Source organism: Ruegeria sp. YTSA135 (assembly GCF_059610165.1).
Window position 1 is genome coordinate 140647 of sequence record NZ_JBXWNC010000007.1, and the last position, 18823, is coordinate 159469.

Genomic DNA, 18823 nt, shown 5'->3' on the forward strand with positions numbered 1-18823 from the left:
CCTTTACGGAATTGGCACGGCGTTATTTAACGATCGCCTCGTCTTTAACGAACATGTTGGACCACGCGCGGTCGATCAGGTCGGGACTCATCTGATAGGGAATGCCCTCAAATTCGCAGATCGAGATCATCTGGTCGATCAGGAAGATCGGCTGATAATTCGCGTAGACGTTGTTGATGGTTGGGTATTTGACCTTAAGCAGATGTACCAGAGCGGCCTCGTCCAGCGGCATACCGCGCTTGCGGGCGACCATCGCAAAGATTTTCAGGAAGTTTTCCTGATTCGGGCCGTCGATCTTGATCTTGAAGAAAATCCGGCGCAGGGCCGCTTGGTCAAAGATCTCGTTCGGGTGGAAGTTGGTCGAGAAGATAACCAGAGTGTCAAAGGGCACCTCGAACTTTTCACCTGATTGCAGGCCAAGAATATCCTTGTTCTCTTCCAGCGGAACAATCCAGCGGTTGATCAGCGCCTGAGGCGGTTCTTGCTGACGCCCAAGGTCGTCCACGATGAAAATGCCGCCGGTGGACTTGAGCTGTAGCGGCGCCTGATAGGTCCGCGCGGTGGGATTGTAGACCAGGTCCAGCATGCTGAGCGACAATTCACCACCGGTCACAACAGTCGGGCGTTCACACTGAACATAGCGTGAGTCGAACCGTTTGCGGCGGCGCAGGCTGTTGGGGTCGTCGGCTTCCTGTTCAATTGCCGTATGAACGATAGGGTCATAAACCGTGATCACCTGACCGGCATATTCAATGGCATAAGGGACGTAGACGTTATCGCCCAAGGCGTCCCTGATCCCGTTGGAAATCGACGACTTCCCGTTGCCCGGGGGGCCGTACATCAGAACAGAGCGGCCGGCACTGACTGCCGGGCCAAGCTGGTCCAGCAAGCTGTCAGGCAGAACCAGATGGCCCATCGCGCCCGTCAACTGATCGCGCGTGACCTGTATGTTGCGGATCGACTGCCGTTCAACCTGTTCGCGGTAGACATCTAGCGGCACTGGCATGGCACCAAAATACTCGGACTGGCTCAGCGCGTCCAAGGCACGGGCCTTACCGGCGTCGGTCAGTTGATACCCCATTTCGTTGCCACTGTTGGCGTTCAACGTTCCTGTGGCCTCGATCAGTTTTTGCTCGCGGGCCATGTCGATCAATTCTTGCGTGACGGCCCCCGGCAAACAGATCGCCGAAGCGATTTCGGACACGGTATCAGCGTTCTTTCGGAAGATCGTTTTCAACATGATGTCGCGCATCATGACTATCGGGAGCCTCATTTCGCCCAGGCCCTTGGGGGCAGGGGGGGCCATAACCGCGGTTGTCTGCATATTCATGAGCGTTGCTCGTCTATCTACTAATCACGCAAAAATTCCCACAATGGGCTGCTTGCAAAAATTTCGCCCGGCTTTGTGTCAGGACCAAGGCAGTGAAAAGGCGGGTTAATGATAGTTTACGAACCGTTGACAGTACCAAGGATCAGGTAAATGGCCAGACTGCCACCCAAGGCAAGACCCATCGGAAAGTGCTTGGTTCTGTTCCAGCTTTCCCAATCAGGTGCCATTTTTCGTAATGGTGTGTGCATGGCTAGCCGGTGTGCAGCAAATGCTGCAACTGTGGTCGTCGCCAGAATGAACAGGATCAGATTTAAGTCCCCAACCCAGATAAAAGGCGAGGCGGCGGCCAGGAACTTGGCATCGCCTGCGCCCATGACGCCAGCCGAATTTAGCAGGATACCAAGTATCAAGACAAAAACGATATGCAGCAAGTGCCAAACATATGGGGGAAGGGCGACAGAAAACGATCCTACGTTTAACGTCATCCATTCGGTCGCCCACGGGGGCAAAACGAACAGGCCGATAACGACGAATACAACGGCCAATGCAGCCACCGCATGATTCTTGATAAGCATATACCGCATATCCGTGAACGCCACATACAAGCAAATTGGCAGTACAAACGGCAGGAACAACAGAGATGCAGCCGCAGGAATGCTCATAAATCAGGTACCCTCAAGCGCGCGGAGCGAGCGGACAGCCTCATCATAGTGCTGTGGATGGGTGGAAATGGCCTCTCGGAACAAGTTTTTGGCTGTCGCCACGTCCCCTTGCTTGACCGCGGAAATACCCATTGTGTTCAACAGCATGGCGCGTTCTACTTGCGTCATTGGGACGACCGGCAAGCTGTAATTACCTTGCGCGGTCCGAGCCAGCACGAGGTTGTTCTTGGCGGTGAACAAAGACTTGTCCTGCCGAATTGCGTCGGTAAACAGACGCTCGGCTTCGGCGTATTGTCCGCGGGTCAGCTTGGAATATCCCCAGTTGTTCATGACACCACCAGGACGCGTGGTCAGGCCGACCGCGGTTTCATAGAAGTGATCTGCACGCTTCCAATCTTCTCTGGAGTCGGCGACCAGGGCTTCAAGCCTGTAGCGTTTAAAGGTTTCGTATGTGGGGGGGACGGAATCCAGCACCGTTTTGGCCTGGCTCCAATTGCCCGAACGCACCAGCGCATCGGCATATTCAACCTTGTCGACATTCCCGGCCCCCTTCATCGTCGTTACCTTTTTCCAGGCAGAGGCGGCTTCGGTTGTACGTTTCGCGCGGGTTAACGAGATTGCCAACCCGCGTTGCAAGTCGATCCGGTCCGGATTTTTTGAAGCGGCACCTTGGAAATAAGCAACCGCTTCATTCGGATCGGCGGCTGTCAGCAACACCTCGCTCAGGTTGGTCTCGTCAATGACGTTGACCTCCTGGTAGGTGCGTTCGACTTTTTCTTCCTCGGTTTCTTTTTCGCAGGCAGACAAAACCAGCCCGCACACCAGCATCGGTGCTATCAAGAATTGTTGGCGCATTTTTGCGTCCCTTACTGCTCTTGCCCATTTTGCGGGAGCCTGCGCAGCTTAAATTGCCCGTCGCCTTGCTGCTCCAGCGTAAATTCTTGTTGTTCTGCGATATTATTAACAGGATTTTCCATTTTTACGAGTGCCAAGCGTAAATTGTCGCGGATTGCGTCACTTTCGCCATTGTCCAACGCATAGGCGCGTTTAAAGACCTGTGCAGCCTCGGGGTATTCACCCTTTTCCATCAGTAAAACACCCAGATTGTTCCAGGCAACGGGCCATTCGGGGTCATCTTTTACGGCCCGGCGCAGCAGGGTTTCGGCCTGCCCCAGACGCCTGAGGCCCAGATTGGCCGTCCCCATAGATGTCAATATCTGCGTCGTCATCCCCTGGCCCAGCGCGGCGCGTGTAAATGCATCCAACGCCAGTTCGTACTCACCGGATGCCATTAGCCGATTTCCGACGGTGATCTCATCTACGCTTTCACCTTTCGGGTCGATCCCTGGGGCGTTCAGATCATCGGGCAGCCCCGTTTCTGTGCAAGAGGCCACCATGGCGATCACCATGGCGGCCTTTAAAGGACGGCGTATCCACGGTTGAATGCGCCTGAAGCCTGACAGTAATGGGTTATCAATTACCCGCTGCAAAATCAGCGATCCCTTTCGCCGACGGCCCGACCAGAATGACAAGCAAGGGCGGCACCGTTAGGATCATTGTGGCAAGCGTCATCTTGGTTGGCAACTTGTTCGCGGCTTCTTCGGCGCGCATGACGCGTTTGTCGCGCATTTCGCCCGCGTATACCCTAAGCGCTTCGGCGATCGAGGTGCCGAAAGTGGCCGACTGGATCATCACCGTCACAAATGAGCTGACATCCTGCACACCGCAGCGGGTTCCGAAATCGCGCAGAACGGTGTCTTTGTCTTTACCGGCCTTAAGTTCGTAGGCCACGACTTCGAATTCTTGTGCAATATCTGGGTATGACGCCTTCATTTCGCCCGCAACGCGCACGATGGCCTGATCCAGCGATTGACCGGCCTCGACACAGACCAGCATCAGGTCCAGCGTATCTGGGAAGCCTGACGTGATTGCTTCTTTACGCTCATCAACGCGTCGCGTGATCCAGTAGCGAGGCAGAAAATACCCCGCAGCGGCAGGAACCAGAACACGGATCGCCATTTGTTGCGCCGTGAATTCCTGTCCGCCCGACAGAACAGTCACCAACAAAACGCCAAACAGAATACCAGTGATACCCAGCGCGAACTGTGCAAAATGGAAAAACCGGACCGCATCTTTCGAGTGATACCCGGCTTGCCGCAGCTTGAGCTGCATCGCCGATAGTTCATCCTCGTTCTGCGGTTCAAGGAATGTGGCGAACTTTTCAAGCTGCTCGTTGCGGCTGGCGGTGCGCAGCTTGTCTTTCTTGGTTTTCTTGTCCTGCTTTGGCGCTGCGGTCGATCTTTGAAGCTTTTTCAGCGGGTCTTCCGGTTGCTTCATGATCAGTGTGAGGGCGATCAAGATCATGATCAGCCCCAAAACTCCAACCAGGATAAGCGGTCCGAATTCACCAAGATACTGTTTGATCAGGTCGTTGAATGGGCCCAGAATTTCCATCGTAATCCCCTCAGACCTTGATGTTTGTAAGAACGCGCATCACGATCAGGTTCACTGTCAGCATGATGCCAACAAAGAAACAGGCCGGGATGAAATACGGGTGATCGATCACGTCGTCATAGTAGCCCGGGTCCGTCACCAGAATGAACACCAGACAGAATAGCGGGAAACCGGACAGAAACTTGCCGGACCACTGCGCTTCGGCCGTGATTGCCTTAACCCTGCGGAACAGACGGAAGCGGGCTCGGATTACTTTGGCCAGACCGGCCAGAATTTCGGCCAGGTTACCGCCCGATTGCTGCTGAATACCGACAGCAACGGCCAAAAACCGGAGATCCTGCATATCCAGGCGTTCGGCCAGATCCTTCAATGCCTCGCCCACGTCACGGCCATAGGCGCATTCATCTGCTATTACGCCAAATTCCGTACCCAGCGGATCCTGGACCTCGTTCGCGACAATCTGAATGGACGATACAAACGGGTTACCCACGCGCAGGGACCGAACCATCAGCTCAACCGCATCGGGCAGTTGCTCTTCCATCATGCTCATGCGCTTGTTGGCTTTGCGATTGACCCATACGTAGACGCCGCCGACGCCGATAAAGACGGACAGCGCCACCCGTAGAAGCATCTCGGTTGCTGTGCCGATGCTCAGCCCCACAAAGGCAAAGCCTGACAGTAGGACCATGACCAAGATCAATTGCCGGGGGGTGAAGGCGATCGCCGCCTTTTGCGCCTTGTCAGCAAGCAGCGAATAAAGCGGGATGCTCTGCGTCTTCATATGCTGCTGCATTTCTTTGCGCAGCTGTTCCAGGACCTGCTCTCGTCCGACGCCTTTTTCGAGCATATCCAGACGTCGGTTCACGCGGCTGTTCAGGCTTATGGATTTGCCGAACGCCACCAGATAGATACCTTCGACCAACGCGAAAACCGCGACGAAGATCACGACATAAATGAGCGCCTCAACAGGCAGTTGCATTGTCAGATCTCCTACATAGTCGTTGGTTCATAGACCGAAGCGGGCAGATCAAAACCCCACAGACGGAAGCGCTCGGAAAAGTGGCTGCGCACGCCGGTGGCGGTGAAGTGCCCAATGATCTTGTTGTCAGGTGTCAGTCCAACGCGTTGGAATTTAAAGATTTCCTGCATTGAGATCACGTCGCCTTCCATGCCCGTAATCTCGGTGATCGAGGTCATGCGGCGCGAACCGTCTTGCAGGCGACTGGCCTGAACAATCAGGTTCACAGCGCTTGAAATCTGACTGCGAACCGCCTTGATCGGCATTTCGATCCCGGCCATTGCGATCATGTTCTCAAGACGTGAAATACCGTCCCGTGCCGAGTTGGCGTGAATGGTGGTCATCGAACCATCGTGGCCCGTGTTCATGGCCTGCAGCATGTCAATCACCTCGGCGCCACGTGTCTCACCCACGATGATACGGTCGGGGCGCATACGCAGTGCGTTTTTCAGACAGTCGCGCGGGCTGACTTCGCCTTTGCCTTCCACGTTGGGCGGACGGCTTTCCATGCGTCCCACATGGGTCTGTTGCAGCTGCAGTTCCGCCGTGTCCTCGATGGTCAGGATACGCTCGGCGTCGTCAATAAAGCTCGACAGGGCGTTCAGTGTGGTCGTTTTACCCGAACCTGTACCACCGGAAACGATGATGTTCAGGCGCGTCGACACGGCGGCTTGTAGATAGGCGGCCATTTCTTCGGTAAACGCACCAAAATTCACCAGGTCATCAATACCCAGCTTGTCCTTCTTGAACTTACGAATCGAGACCAGAGACCCATCCACCGCAATAGGCGGCACCATCGCGTTAAAACGCGAACCGTCAGCCAGACGGGCGTCGACATAAGGGTTGGATTCATCGACCCGCCGCCCCACAGCGGACACGATCTTGTCGATGATCCGCATCAGGTGCTTTTCATCCTTGAAAGTGATGTCGCTGACTTCCAGCTTGCCGTTGCGTTCTACAAAGATCTGCTGAGGGCCGTTGACCAGAATATCGTTGACCGTGTCGTCCTGCAGTAACGTTTCAAGCGGGCCCAGACCCGTCACCTCGTCATAGAGTTCCTTGTTCAACTGCGAGCGGTCCTCGCGGTTCAGAACAATGTTGCGAGCCTCAAGAATTTCGCTGACGATTGCGCTGATTTCCGCGCGCAACTCTGCCTCACCCGCGTTTTCAAGAGCTGCAAGATTCAGGTTTTCCAGCAGTTCGCGGTGCAGTTCGATCTTGATTTCGCCAAGACGCTCTTTGCGCTTGCGATCACGATCTGCACCGACGGGTTCGGCCGGTTTCTTCTGTGCCGGCCTGCGGGCAACGGCAGTGGTCGTGGGCTTTGTCTCAACAGCAGGTGCGGGTGCTGCGGCCGGGGTTTGAACCGGCTGCGCTTCGGGCTGCTTCTTGTAACGTGAAAACACGGCGGCTCTCTCCCTTTAATACTGGTTACGCGGCCTCGGCGTCGCTGCTGCCCAAACTATGAAGTGACTTCGCAAGTTTTTGGATTTCGCGGCGCAGCGGATTCTTGGCGGCCGCGTTGGCCAAAGGTTGTCCGTGGTCACCACTTTGCAAAACCGGCTTGCCGCCATCGGGCAGTTGCAGGTCGATGGAAATACCCAGGCTTTCGCCCATCCGCTTAACCCGGCCCTTGCCGTTCAGATCGGTGAATTTCGGGGCCCGGTTCAAAGCAAAGCGCAATTTATTGAACGGTAGTTCCTCGGCCTGAAGCGCGCGCTTCAGACGCAGCGCGTTCTGAGCCGAACGCATGTCCAACTCGATCATGGCAAAGTACACATGCGCGGCCTGAAGAACCGTTTCGGACCAAAGAACCAGGGTCGAAGGCATATCCACGATGACATAGTCAAAATTCTTGCGTGCAATGTCGATCACACGCTGGATATCTTCGGGGGTAATCAGGTCCAGCGGCACGATGTCCGACGGCGCCGTCAAAACCTGTAGCTTGTCTTCGTATGTCTGGAGCGCTTGCGAGAATACGTCGTCATCCATGGACGAAGTGTCTGACAGCATTTCAAAAACCGTTTCGCGCCGCGGCAGGTCCAGATAGGTCGAAATCGTGCCGAATTGCAGATCCAGATCCAACAGACATACGGACGGCGCATCTTTGTCCGAGACCGTGGCCAGTTCCCAAGCCAGATTGACCGCCATCGTGGTTGAACCCACCCCTCCGGCCAGCCCATGTACCACAAACAGAGCACCCTCTTTGGACGCGCCCTGTGTCAGCGGTGCCGCTGCCGGTTGAACGGCGACCGGATCAGGCCGGTTCATTCGGTCAATGGCTTCCTGCAACTCGCCCTCGGGCAGAGGGTAGGGGACAAACTCATCTGCCCCCTTGCGCAGCAACTGGTGTAAAGCGGCGGGCGTGACATCCTCGGCGATCAGGACGATCTTGATGCCTTTTTCCTTGGCGCGGGTGATGATTTCGCCCATCAGGGACAGGTTGTCTTCGTCTTCGCCATCGATCGCCAAGGCGACAAACTCCAGGGAATCGGCGTCGGGCTGACTGAAAAACGCAAGGGCTTCGGCAAAGCCCAGGTCGCCCCATCGCTCTCCCAGCGCGACCTCCATATCCTCGATCAGAAGGTCGAAATTCTGGACATCACGGCTTATTGTGCAAGCCAGAATGGCGTTCTTGTCATCTTGTGGCGATGCGCTCGTCATTAACATATTCCTTGTTGCGAGAGCAGACCAAGCCAGTGAACCCGCAGATTCTGTCTGGTTCGCCTTTGCCCCGTTGCGGCCTTTTCAGGCCACAAGTCATCTAATTGTAGAAAATGTGGCTTGGAACTTGGGCAAGAATTGGGCGCAAAAGAACCAATTGTAGGGAATTGGGCGACGATGTCGCCCAATTCTGGATTATTGTTCAGATGTAGTACCAACTGCGGTCTGGGTACGCAGCTGCGTCTGGTATGTCGCGCTTTCCACATACTCACGGTACACAATCGCGGCATATTTGCCGTCGAGAACCAGCGGGTTGCCATCTACAAAGCCGGACACTTCGGTCACGGTACGGCGGTTGCGCCGGTCGCGGTTCGGCGTGTCAATCAACGGACGTGCTTTGCCGAAGGAAACAACAGCCTCAAGGCGCGACCGCGAGATACCCTGCTGAGTCAGGAAGGCAACCGCAGCATTGGCCCGTCGCTGGCCCAAAGCTTTGTTGTAAGCTGTCGAGCCAACGGCATCCGTGTGGCCGTAAACGCGGAACCGTGCTTCGGGGAACTGCTTGATCCATGCGGCCTGCCGCAACAAAATCCGCTGAGCCGTCGCATCCAGCTGAGCGCTGTCGAAGGCAAAGTTGATCTGCGATGGAACCTCGGCCGCGAACCTTTGACCCAGAATCTGGGCATAGCTCAATTCGCCGTTCATGACCTGAACGTTGTTCAGCGTTGCGTTTCCGAAAGCGCCTTGGTCCACTTCGTACCCGGCCTCACGCGTACATGCGGCGACAGCGACCGAAAGACCCAGTGTGATGATCCACTTCTGCATTGGTCCTATCCTCCTATCAATCCAGAACGTAGCCGTAAGAACTGCCAAAGTCCTGTTTGGCCACTTCTGAGGCTGCGCCAGAACCCGGACGCGTTGTACGACCGACCCTGCCATTCACGAACAGATCAAATTCGCTTGGCGGTTTGACCCGATCGGTGGGCAATGCCAGCGCCTCGCCACGCGTCGGCGAAACAAGGTGCGCAGTGATGATGATCACGAGCTCGCTCTGCTGACGCTGATATTCTGCACTGCGGAACAGGGCACCCAGCACCGGGACGTCACCGAGCCACGGCACCTGGCTGTTCAGATCGCTGAAATCATCTTGAATCAGGCCAGCAATCGCAAAGCTTTCACCGTCGCGCAGCTCAATGGTTGTACTGGTTTGACGGGTCACAAAGCTGGGCACGGTATCGCCCTGGATGGTGAAGTTCGAGCTGTTGTCGATTGCCGAAACGGCTGCCGCCAGTTCAAGGTTGATCAAGTCGCCGTCCACAACACGCGGAATAAAGTCGATTTCGACACCAAACGTTTTGTACTCAATGGCAATAACGCCGTCGTCCTGCGGAACCGGGATGGGTACTTCACCCCCTGCCAGGAAGGTTGCTTCCTGCCCTGACAATGCCGACAGGTTGGGCTCTGCCAAGCTGCGCGCAAGCCCCTTGGCCTCAAGCGCCTCCAGCAACAAACGCACTTGCGTTGATCCGGATCCAAAGCCGAACAGAACCGCGCCAGTGTTTGTTTGCACAAAAGGAATGTTGTTGTTCAGGGCATTGGTTAACGCGCCTTGGTTGTTCAGCGTGTTAAATCCGCCAGTCACGTCGCTGCCGCCGAAGCCCAGCGATGCGGTCAGGCTTTTGGCTACCGAACGGTTCATCTCGGCAAAGCGCACTTTCAGCATGACCTGCTGAACGCCCCCAACCGACATCAGGTTCGAAACACGCTCGGGCGCGTAACGTTCGGCCAGTTCAAGCGCGCGGGCCAGTTTTGCACTGCTCGAAATCGTGCCAGACAGCACGATGCCATCATTGGCAGTCCGAACTTCGATCGGCTCACCAGGCAGGATTTGCCGCAACCGTTCTTTAAATTCCGATACATCCGGAGAGACGCGGACCCGGACATTCGCCAGCAGGTTTCCCGCACCGTCAAATAAGGTCAACGTGGTCAGGCCGGGGGCCTTACCCAAAACATAGATTGTCCGATCCGAAAGCGACGAAATATCAGCAATGCCTGCGTTGGCGATGCTGAGTTCCGCAAACGGTGTTTCGCTTTCTACTACGATTGCGCGGTTCATCGGCACGTCCAGCGTTTCAGCCGTGCCATTCTTAACCACGCGTAAAGTTTCAGCCCAGGCCGTGTGACCGACCGGACCAACTATAAGCGCCAACCCAAAAAGGGTTGCGCTGATCCAGGAACGTATTTTCATGTGACCTGCCTCTCCGATCACGCCTCGTTTTGGGTCTAATGCCCTATGTGTGACAACACTGCGCGAATTCCGAATTTATTGCAATAATCAAGGGTTTCTGGAATTTTCCTTATGTGGGTATTCCGCAACATGCAAAATGACACAAGCCGCGCATCTGGCGCGGCTTGCATCCGTAAATCTCTGATTTAACGTCAGTTTGTGCAGGGAATCGGAGTTTGTACGATCTCTGCGCCGCGTCGAATATTGGTGAAGCATTTTCTCTCCTCCGCCTCGACCGGAGCAGGGGCAGCCTCTTGGATATTCAGAAGTTTACGTTGGTCCACCTCAACTGCACCAGACACCGTGTCATCCTGCACGCCAACCAAGGCCAGCGATAGCCGACCGGTATTCTGCGCCTGTGCAAGGGCCGCGATTTGTTCCGGGGTTGCAGCCACTGTAACGGTACGGGCGATCGTTGCGCCGGTCAGATCTGATCCAGCGGTCTGGTCGACTGCGATCAGTTCGATATTGGTTTGAATCAGACGCGTGATTTCAGTGCCGCCGCCCTCATAGCTGCTGCTGACGGTTCCGGTCCAGTAGACATCAATATTGTCACCGGGGCGAAGAAAGCCGGACACACCGGATGCGACATCGACACTGATGGCGAAAGCGCGCATACCTTTTTCAAGTTGCGAGGTCAGACCCGCCGACTCTCCGGGTTTGGTGACTTTCACCTCCATCAGAGCTTCGTCCTTTTCCATGGTTCTCAGGACGAATCGGTCTCCGTTGGCGTTTTCAGGGAACAATACCGCCATGTCCACGAAGCTGCCTTCGGGGATTGCCTCGTCAGGCCAATTCACAATGCGCACGTCTTCTTCTGAAAGGCGTTCGCCGTATTTCATAGTCCGGTTGGATACAATAACGCCGGTAGTGCCGGCCAAAGCAGCGTTTTCCAGCGCCTCTTGCGCGGCCTTGCGTTCGGCGGCGAGTTGAGCCTGATGCTGAGCGATGTAATCGCGCGCCAAGTAGACGGCGCCCCCGGCCAAAGCCACCCCGATAATCAGGACAAGTCCAAATACTGCACGCATTTACGTCCCCTCGTATTACTCTCAATTCTGGTCAGTTCATCGCAACACTACGATGAAGCTTAAGTCTTCGTAATCGTAAATTGTGTCGAAAAGGGGGACAATCTTGATTAATTTCGTGATTGTAACGCTGCAACGGTTCAGCAACGATGCCCAGTCAAGGATCGGTGGTGCCGGAAAAGTCGAAATCAATCTGTTGGACTTCTACAGCTGAAACTGCGGCGCCATTCGCGTCACCCAACTCTCTTACCGGGTCACCTATGTAAAGCCCGATGAAGGTGCCGAATCCAACCATCGCAGCGGTCAGCACTACCCAGTCAACTGAAACTGCCCCATCTTCGTGCTTTGAGAAACTTATCAATCTGTTCAGCATAAGTTTACCACTATTGAATTACTTTTAAAAAAATGGGGTCAAGCCTGGAAAAGCATGACCCCACCATAGATTCTCGCGGCTACGGCTAATTTAGCCTTTTAGCCGATTATTGGCTGAAATCAGTGTCGATTGTCTGACTATCGGTAGTTGTTTTGACTGCAGTGATTTCGGCGCCGACGGACTGCGACAATTGCCCCGTGCCGGTTCCGATTGCGTTGTAAGCAACTGCGGCCAAGCCAACGATAGCTGCGGTCAGAACGACCCAGTCAACTGTTACGGCGCCGTCTTCGTCTTTGCGGAAGTTCTTGATGAACTTGATCATGTTACGTCCCTCCTAAAGGATCAAAAGTCTAATAAACCTCGGCGTCTTTACAGAGCTTTCTCTCTCAGTCCGCTCCCGACCCACTCGGTATGGCATTATGTTTGCCTGTCAGGCATGGCAGGAATTGGGCCAAACACCGTTTTTTTCCTTTCAGGATTAACTTTTTGGTAGGAATTTCCATAACCTGATGAAAATAAACAAATAAAAATTCGAAAGTGTTGGGGCCATCCTCTGTTGCCGATGTAAAATTGCGCCAAATGAGGCGAAATTGCCCCAATTCGGCGTGTTTCTCTGGCTTTACAACGGGATTCGCGCTTGAAATGGCGAAAAAGAAAAGCACGAGGCAGGCAAATGAAACTCCGGGACGCGATAAGCTGCGCCGGCATTTTGGCGTTTACGATGACAGGACCTCTGCCTGTCGTCGCAAACGAGATTGAGCCCAGAGGCGTTTACAAGAGAGTGAAGGCGCCCAAGCCGGGAACGACGCCCAGGATCACCATCCAGATTTCACCCGAGGAACACGCTGCAGCCCCCTTCGCGCCCAGCACGGGAACAGAGATCGTCATTCCCGAAATCATTGCGCGGACCAAGGTCGTTCCCCCATCTGCGCCCGACGCAGGAACAGGGGCCAAACCGGTGGGGTCTTACAAGGCCTTTTGGGACAAAATCTCTCCCGCAATGGCCGAGGCAGGTGCGTGGAGGTTGAATGCGGCCATAAATGCCCTGGCGGCCACGAACGTGGCCTCACCGCGGCTACAGACCCTTCAGAACATCGCGCAACAGCAGGGGGTCGAGATTCTACGCTCGACCGTGGGGACGAACGTTTCGCCTGCCCTGGTTCTGGCGGTGATCGCCGTGGAGTCGGCAGGTCGGGCGGATGCTGTAAGCCACGCAGGTGCGCAAGGCTTGATGCAGTTGATGCCAGCGACGGCCAAACGTTTTGGCGTGCGCGACAGTTTCCAGCCCGCGCAGAATATCTCGGGCGGGGTAAAGTACCTCAACTGGCTGATGGGCGAGTTCGGAAATGACCCGATCCTCGTGCTGGCGGGATACAATGCCGGGGAGGGCGCAGTGCGCAAGCATAGCGGCGTGCCGCCTTATGCCGAGACACGAGACTATGTGCCCAAAGTGCTGGCGGCTTTTCAGATCGCCAAAGCCTTGTGTTCAACCCCGCCCGAGCTGATTTCGGACGGCTGCGTTTTCCAGACCACAAACTGAAAAGACCCGCTAAAAAACAGCGGGCCTTCTTCAATTGGTATGGTCAGTTGACGATTGTGGCTTCGGTCGCCGCGCGCATCTCGTCCTCACTGACGCCATCAGCCAGTTGAACGATCTTGAGGCCACCCTCGACCACGTCCAGTACGCCCAGGTTGGTGATGATGCGATCCACAACACCTTTACCGGTCAGCGGCAGAGTGCATTCCTTCAGCACCTTCGAGTCGCCGTGCTTGTTCGTGTGATCCATTACAACGATCACGCGACCGACGCCAGCCACAAGGTCCATCGCGCCGCCCATGCCTTTGACCAGCTTTCCTGGGATCATCCAGTTGGCAAGATCACCTTTCTCATCCACTTCCATGGCACCCAGAATCGCGGCTGCGATCTTGCCGCCGCGAATCATAGCAAATGAGGTCGCGCTGTCGAAATAGGCCGTGCGGGCCAGTTCGGTGATCGTTTGCTTGCCCGCATTGATCAGGTCCGGGTCTTCCTCGCCCTCGAACGGAAAGGGGCCCATGCCGAGCATCCCGTTCTCGGATTGCAGCGTGATGTCCTTGTCACCCACATAGTTCGCCACCAGCGTCGGAATGCCGATGCCGAGGTTCACATACATACCGTCTTCCAGCTCTTGCGCCGCGCGGGCGGCCATCTGATTGCGGTCCCAAGGCATTATGCGTCCTCCTTCTTGCGGGTGGTGCGCTGTTCGATGCGCTTTTCATGCTCGCCCTGAATGATGCGGTGCACGTAGATGCCGGGCAGGTGGATTGCGTCGGGGTCCAGCGAACCGCGCGGTACGATCTCTTCAACCTCGGCGATGCAGATCTTGCCGCAGGTTGCAGCGGGAACATTGAAGTTGCGCGCGGTCTTACGGAAGATCAGGTTGCCGGTGTCGTCGGCTTTCCACGCTTTGACAATGGCCAGATCGGCAAAGATACCTTCTTCCATGATGTAGGTTTCGCCGTTGAAATCCTTGTGCTCTTTCCCGTCGGCGATCACGGTGCCCACACCCGTCTTGGTATAGAAACCAGGGATGCCCGCGCCGCCAGCGCGCATACGTTCGGCCAAGGTGCCTTGCGGGTTGAACTCCAGCTCTAGCTCACCGGCAAGATACTGACGCATGAATTCTGCGTTCTCGCCGACGTATGAGCTGATCATTTTCTTGACCTGCTTTGTTTGCAACAAAATGCCGATGCCGAAATCATCGACCCCCGCATTGTTCGACGCAAATGTCAGATCCTGAGCGCCTGATTCCTTGATCGCCTCTAACAGCAGTTCGGGTATACCGCACAGGCCGAAACCGCCCGCCGCAATCAGCATGCCATCCGTCAGCACCCCATCAAGCGCTTCGGTGGCATTGGCATAGATTTTCTTCATGGAAACTCCCCCAATGACGTGGTGATGGGCAGGTTGTGCCGCCACGTCTCGGGGAAGTCAACGAATCCAGGCCGGTGGTGGTATTTCTACCTAACGGCCCTTAGGTGGCCGCCTTCTTGGTTGTCTTCTTGGTGGTGGCTTTTTTCTTGGGCGCAGCCTTTTTCTTGGTTCCCTTCTTCGCGGCCCGTTCATTCACCAATTCGATGGCCATTTCCTGCGTTACGTCCTCGGGCTTGATATCCTTGGGGATCGTCGCATTGACCTTTTCCCATTTCACGTAGGGTCCATATCGCCCCTCAAAAACCTGCATAGCGCCGCCATCGGGGTGTTCGCCCAGATCTTTCAATGGCTTGGCAGCCTGTCCACGCCGCCCCGGGTTGGCGCGTTTTTCTGCCAGCAACTCAACTGCGCGGTTCATGCCAATCTCGAACACATCGTTGGGGTCCTTGAGGTTGGCATAGACCGGCTTGGCCTCATCGGGCAGTTGATGCATCAGATACGGGCCGAACCGTCCAAAGTTCGAGGTGATCATGCCTCCATCGGGATGCTCACCGATCTGGCGGGGCAGGGACAGCAACGTCAGCGCCTTGTCCAGATCCATGTCATCTTTGCTCCACCCACGCGGCAGAGACGCACGCGGAGGCTTTTTGTTTTCTGGTGTGGGCTCACCACGCTGCACATAGGGGCCGAAGCGACCGGACTTCAGCCAGATCTCATCACCTGCGTCTTCGCCCAGCAAACGCTCGTCCCCCTCGGCGCCTTCCCCTGCAATCGGACGTGTGTACGTGCATTCCGGATAGTTGCCACATCCCACGAAGCCACCGGTTCGTGAGGTTTTCAGGTGCAGCTGACCGACACCGCATTTTGGGCATATACGCGGGTCAGACCCATCCTCTCGTGGGGGATATAGCTGTGGGGCCAAAGCCTCGTCCAGCTTGCTCAGAACTTCGGAGATGCGCAGCTCAGACGTTTCGCCAATCGCGGCCGAGAAGTCGCGCCAGAATTTGCCCAGCAGGTCTTTGTAATCGCGGTCTCCGGCGCTGACATCGTCCAACTGTTCTTCAAGGTTGGCGGTGAATTCATACCCAACATATTGCCGGAAGAAATTCAGCAGGAAGATAGTGACGATCCGTCCTTTTTCTTCTGGAATCAGGCGGTTCTTGTCCTTGCGCACATACTCCCGGTCCTGGATCGTGGTGACGATTGACGCATAGGTTGAGGGGCGCCCAATCCCCAGCTCTTCCATCCGTTTGACAAGGGTCGCCTCAGTGTACCGTGGCGGTGGTTGCGTGTGGTGTTGCAGGGCCAGAACGGCCTCGTTGTCAGACAGAACGGCAGATTTGTCGTCTGCGGTCGCTTTGGCGAATTGGTCCCGCAATGAGGCTTTGGCGAAGGGGGCCGGATCACCTTGCATGATCTGCGGAAGGCGCTTTTCGTCATCATCGACAACGTCGTCGCGGCCTTCTTCGTAGACGCGCATGAAACCGTCGAACAAGACCACCTGACCCGTGGCGCGCAGGCCAACCTGACCGTCATCGCTGCCGATTTCAACCGTGGTTCTCTCAAGCCGCGCGGCGGCCATCTGGCAAGCGATAGTACGCTTCCAGATCAGGTCATACAGTTTACGCTGATCTTCATCTGTAACCTTCAGCGCCTTTGCATCGCGCGACATATCCGTAGGCCGGATACATTCGTGGGCTTCCTGCGCGTTCTTGGCCTTATTCTTATACATGCGCGGGCTGTCCGGCACGTACTCTGCGCCATAGCGGTCTTTGATCGCATCCCGGGCCGAGGCCACGGCCTCGGGCGCCATGTCAATGCCATCGGTTCGCATATAGGTGATGTAACCAGCCTCGTAGAGGCGCTGCGCCACCTGCATTGCGTGTCGCGCGCCCATGCCGAACTTACGGCTGGCCTCTTGCTGCAGGGTCGAGGTCATGAACGGCGCGCTGGGGTTGCGGGCGGCGGGTTTGGCCTCGACCGACTTTACGCTGAGCGCTCGGCTGGTGATGGCCTGTACTGCCAACTCAGCCTGGGTGGCATCCTTCAGGTCGTGCTTGTCCAGCTTTTTGCCTGCATAGGTGACAAGCCGTGCTTCGTAGGTCTGCCCGCGTGGTGTTTCAAACAACGCGCGGACCGACCAGTATTCAACGGGTTTGAACGCCTCAATCTCCATCTCGCGCTCAACAATCAAACGCAGACATACAGATTGCACGCGCCCGGCTGACTTTGCGCCAGGAAGCTTGCGCCACAAGACCGGAGACAGGTTGAACCCCACAAGATAATCCAACGCCCGGCGGGCCAGATAAGCCTCAACCAAGGGCATATCGACCTGACGCGGGTTTTGCATCGCCTCGGTTACTGCGTCTTTTGTGATTGCGTTGAACGTCACCCGACTAACAGGGGTATCTTTCTTGATTGAGCGCCGTTTGGTCAGTGCTTCCTGCAGGTGCCAACTGATGGCCTCACCCTCACGATCGGGGTCGGTGGCGAGGATCAGCGCATTGTCTTCCTTCAGGGCGTCCGCGATGGCTTTGACATGCTTGCGACTGTCATTTCCGACCTCCCATTTCATCGAGAATTCATGCTCAGGGTCGACGGATCCGTCCTTAGGCGGCAGGTCGCGCACATGGCCATAGGATGCCAAAACCGTGTAGTCGGGGCCAAGATATTTGTTGATTGTTTTAGCTTTAGCCGGGGATTCTACAACAACTACAGGCATTTAAGGGGAAACCTCGCTTAATTCAATGGGCGCCTTATGTGATGGTGCAAAATGTGTGGGGCAAGTGCGGATTGTCAATGCGTTCCTTTGAACACGCAGAATTCGAGGTGAATTCAGCGGTGTAGACGTAGCGGTTTGTACCGTAACTTGCAGCAGGTCCTGTTAGGCTGTGAGGGACAACAAGCCGCCGGGTTGGCGCTGGATTTGCCCGTCCAGTTCAAGATCGACCAGAGCCGGGCCAACCTCACCCGCCGTGGCCGCGATATCGCGGATCAGTTGATCTTCGGCAATGGGTGACGGACCCAGCCGGGACAATATCTCCCGATGTAATGCAGCGCCTGACAAAGCAGGTTTGGACGGCTCTGCCGGCTCGGTGGTGTCTAACAGGTCTGCTGGCTGCTGCGGCAACGCCTCGATCACGTCGTCAGCAGATCGCACCAGTGTTGCCCCATCGCGTATCAAAAGGTTACACCCTGCTGCGCGGGCGTCGAAGGGGTGCCCGGGCACGGCCAAGACCTCGCGGCCTTGGTCCAAGGCATCGCGGGCGGTGATAAGGCTGCCGGATTTTGCCGCAGCCTCGACCACCACAACCGCCTGAGCCAGACCCGAGATGATACGGTTGCGACGTGGAAAGTGCCGGGCCTGCGGATTTATCCCCATTGGTTGTTCCGACAGACGCAGCCCCGATTGCGCGATGTCTCTTGCCAGATCGGTGTTCTCCGCTGGATAAATGACATCAACACCGCCAGCCATGACCGCCACTGTGCCCGTACCTAGCGCCGCCAGATGCGCCGATGTGTCAATTCCGCGGGCCAACCCCGAAACTACAACAAACCCCTGTTTCCCAAGATCGGTCGCAAGACCGCGCGCCATTCGGGCACCCAACGATGAACAGTTTCGCGCCCCAACCATCGCGATAGACGGCTTGCGCAAAATAGACACATCACCGATCGCCCACAGCATAGGGGGGGCGTCGGACAGGTCACTCAGTTGATCAGGAAAATCAGCGGACCCAAGGCACAACAGCCGCGCATTTGCAGCCCTTGCAGCCTTGAGTTCCGCCTCAATCACGCCGGGCGGGCAAATTTCATACCCTTCAATTCCGGCAGCACGTGCCATTTCAGGCAGCGCGGCCAGCGCGTTCTGCGCCGAGCCATGTTCCCGCAGCAGCCGACGAAACGTAGCCGGACCAACCTTGCGCGAGCGCAACAGACGAAGCCAGGAAAACCGATCCTCTTCCGTGGTGGGTGGGAGTGTGGGGTGATAGGAAGAAAGCTGCTCTTCGGTCATCCGTTGCTCCGCCTGATTGCAGAACTGGTTTACGGCTTAGGAGGTTAACAGCTTGTGAATCCTCTCAAATTATTCGGAAATTTT

Annotated in this window: 18 protein-coding genes; 1 reads left to right on the forward strand and 17 read right to left on the reverse strand. The window is 56.0% G+C overall.

The window, feature by feature from the left end:
• Positions 1-22: 22 nt before the first annotated feature.
• The 13 genes from AC2FIT_RS11355 to AC2FIT_RS11415 form a co-directional block, all read right to left on the reverse strand.
• Positions 23-1330, reverse strand: coding sequence for a DUF8689 domain-containing protein (locus AC2FIT_RS11355; protein ID WP_496829495.1), 1308 nt, complete (start codon positions 1328-1330; stop codon positions 23-25).
• A gap of 116 nt (positions 1331-1446) precedes the next feature.
• A complete protein-coding gene (locus AC2FIT_RS11360) occupies positions 1447-1992 on the reverse strand; it encodes a prepilin peptidase (RefSeq protein ID WP_496829497.1) in 546 nt (181 codons plus the stop codon).
• Positions 1993-1995: 3 nt separating this feature from the next.
• Positions 1996-2847: a tetratricopeptide repeat protein gene (locus tag AC2FIT_RS11365; protein ID WP_496829499.1), complete on the reverse strand. Its 852-nt coding sequence runs from the start codon at positions 2845-2847 to the stop codon at positions 1996-1998.
• 11 nt (positions 2848-2858) lie between these two features.
• Positions 2859-3401, reverse strand: coding sequence for a tetratricopeptide repeat protein (locus AC2FIT_RS11370; RefSeq protein WP_496829501.1), 543 nt, complete (start codon positions 3399-3401; stop codon positions 2859-2861).
• A gap of 64 nt (positions 3402-3465) precedes the next feature.
• Complete coding sequence (locus tag AC2FIT_RS11375) at positions 3466-4446, reverse strand: type II secretion system F family protein (protein ID WP_496829503.1); 981 nt, start codon at positions 4444-4446, stop codon at positions 3466-3468.
• 10 nt (positions 4447-4456) lie between these two features.
• On the reverse strand, positions 4457-5425 hold the full coding sequence (locus tag AC2FIT_RS11380; protein ID WP_496829505.1) for a type II secretion system F family protein: 969 nt from the start codon (positions 5423-5425) through the stop codon (positions 4457-4459).
• Positions 5426-5436: 11 nt separating this feature from the next.
• A complete protein-coding gene (locus AC2FIT_RS11385) occupies positions 5437-6870 on the reverse strand; it encodes a TadA family conjugal transfer-associated ATPase (protein ID WP_496829507.1) in 1434 nt (477 codons plus the stop codon).
• A gap of 25 nt (positions 6871-6895) precedes the next feature.
• Entirely contained in the window at positions 6896-8128 is a 1233-nt protein-coding gene (locus tag AC2FIT_RS11390; RefSeq protein WP_496829510.1) for a CpaE/TadZ family protein, read from the reverse strand.
• 195 nt (positions 8129-8323) lie between these two features.
• On the reverse strand, positions 8324-8953 hold the full coding sequence (locus tag AC2FIT_RS11395) for an OmpA family protein (RefSeq protein ID WP_496829512.1): 630 nt from the start codon (positions 8951-8953) through the stop codon (positions 8324-8326).
• Between the two features lie 16 nt (positions 8954-8969).
• Complete coding sequence (locus AC2FIT_RS11400; protein WP_068337614.1) at positions 8970-10376, reverse strand: type II and III secretion system protein family protein; 1407 nt, start codon at positions 10374-10376, stop codon at positions 8970-8972.
• 191 nt (positions 10377-10567) lie between these two features.
• On the reverse strand, positions 10568-11443 hold the full coding sequence (cpaB, locus tag AC2FIT_RS11405) for a Flp pilus assembly protein CpaB (RefSeq protein ID WP_496829514.1): 876 nt from the start codon (positions 11441-11443) through the stop codon (positions 10568-10570).
• A 154-nt stretch (positions 11444-11597) separates the two neighbouring features.
• Positions 11598-11813, reverse strand: a complete 216-nt coding sequence (locus tag AC2FIT_RS11410) for a hypothetical protein (RefSeq protein ID WP_496829516.1) — start codon at positions 11811-11813, stop codon at positions 11598-11600.
• Positions 11814-11919: 106 nt separating this feature from the next.
• Entirely contained in the window at positions 11920-12135 is a 216-nt protein-coding gene (locus tag AC2FIT_RS11415) for a Flp family type IVb pilin (RefSeq protein ID WP_496829518.1), read from the reverse strand.
• A gap of 399 nt (positions 12136-12534) precedes the next feature.
• On the opposite strand from AC2FIT_RS11415, the gene AC2FIT_RS11420 reads away from it, so the two are divergent.
• A complete protein-coding gene (locus tag AC2FIT_RS11420) occupies positions 12535-13353 on the forward strand; it encodes a lytic transglycosylase domain-containing protein (protein WP_496829520.1) in 819 nt (272 codons plus the stop codon).
• A 43-nt stretch (positions 13354-13396) separates the two neighbouring features.
• Here AC2FIT_RS11420 and AC2FIT_RS11425 read toward each other — a convergent pair whose 3' ends face one another.
• The 4 genes from AC2FIT_RS11425 to dprA all read right to left on the reverse strand — a co-directional run bounded on the left by AC2FIT_RS11425 (position 13397) and on the right by dprA (position 18739).
• Positions 13397-14023, reverse strand: a complete 627-nt coding sequence (locus AC2FIT_RS11425; RefSeq protein WP_496829522.1) for a CoA transferase subunit B — start codon at positions 14021-14023, stop codon at positions 13397-13399.
• On the reverse strand, positions 14023-14727 hold the full coding sequence (locus tag AC2FIT_RS11430) for a CoA transferase subunit A (RefSeq protein ID WP_496829524.1): 705 nt from the start codon (positions 14725-14727) through the stop codon (positions 14023-14025). Before AC2FIT_RS11430 ends, AC2FIT_RS11425 begins: the two co-directional genes overlap by 1 nt.
• A 100-nt stretch (positions 14728-14827) precedes the next feature.
• Positions 14828-17449 carry a type I DNA topoisomerase gene (gene topA / locus AC2FIT_RS11435; protein WP_496829526.1) on the reverse strand — a complete coding sequence of 874 codons (2622 nt, stop codon included), beginning with the start codon at positions 17447-17449 and terminating at the stop codon, positions 14828-14830.
• Between the two features lie 162 nt (positions 17450-17611).
• Positions 17612-18739 (reverse strand): DNA-processing protein DprA, encoded by a 1128-nt coding sequence (gene dprA / locus AC2FIT_RS11440; protein ID WP_496829528.1) that lies wholly within the window; start codon positions 18737-18739, stop codon positions 17612-17614.
• Positions 18740-18823 lie beyond the last annotated feature (84 nt).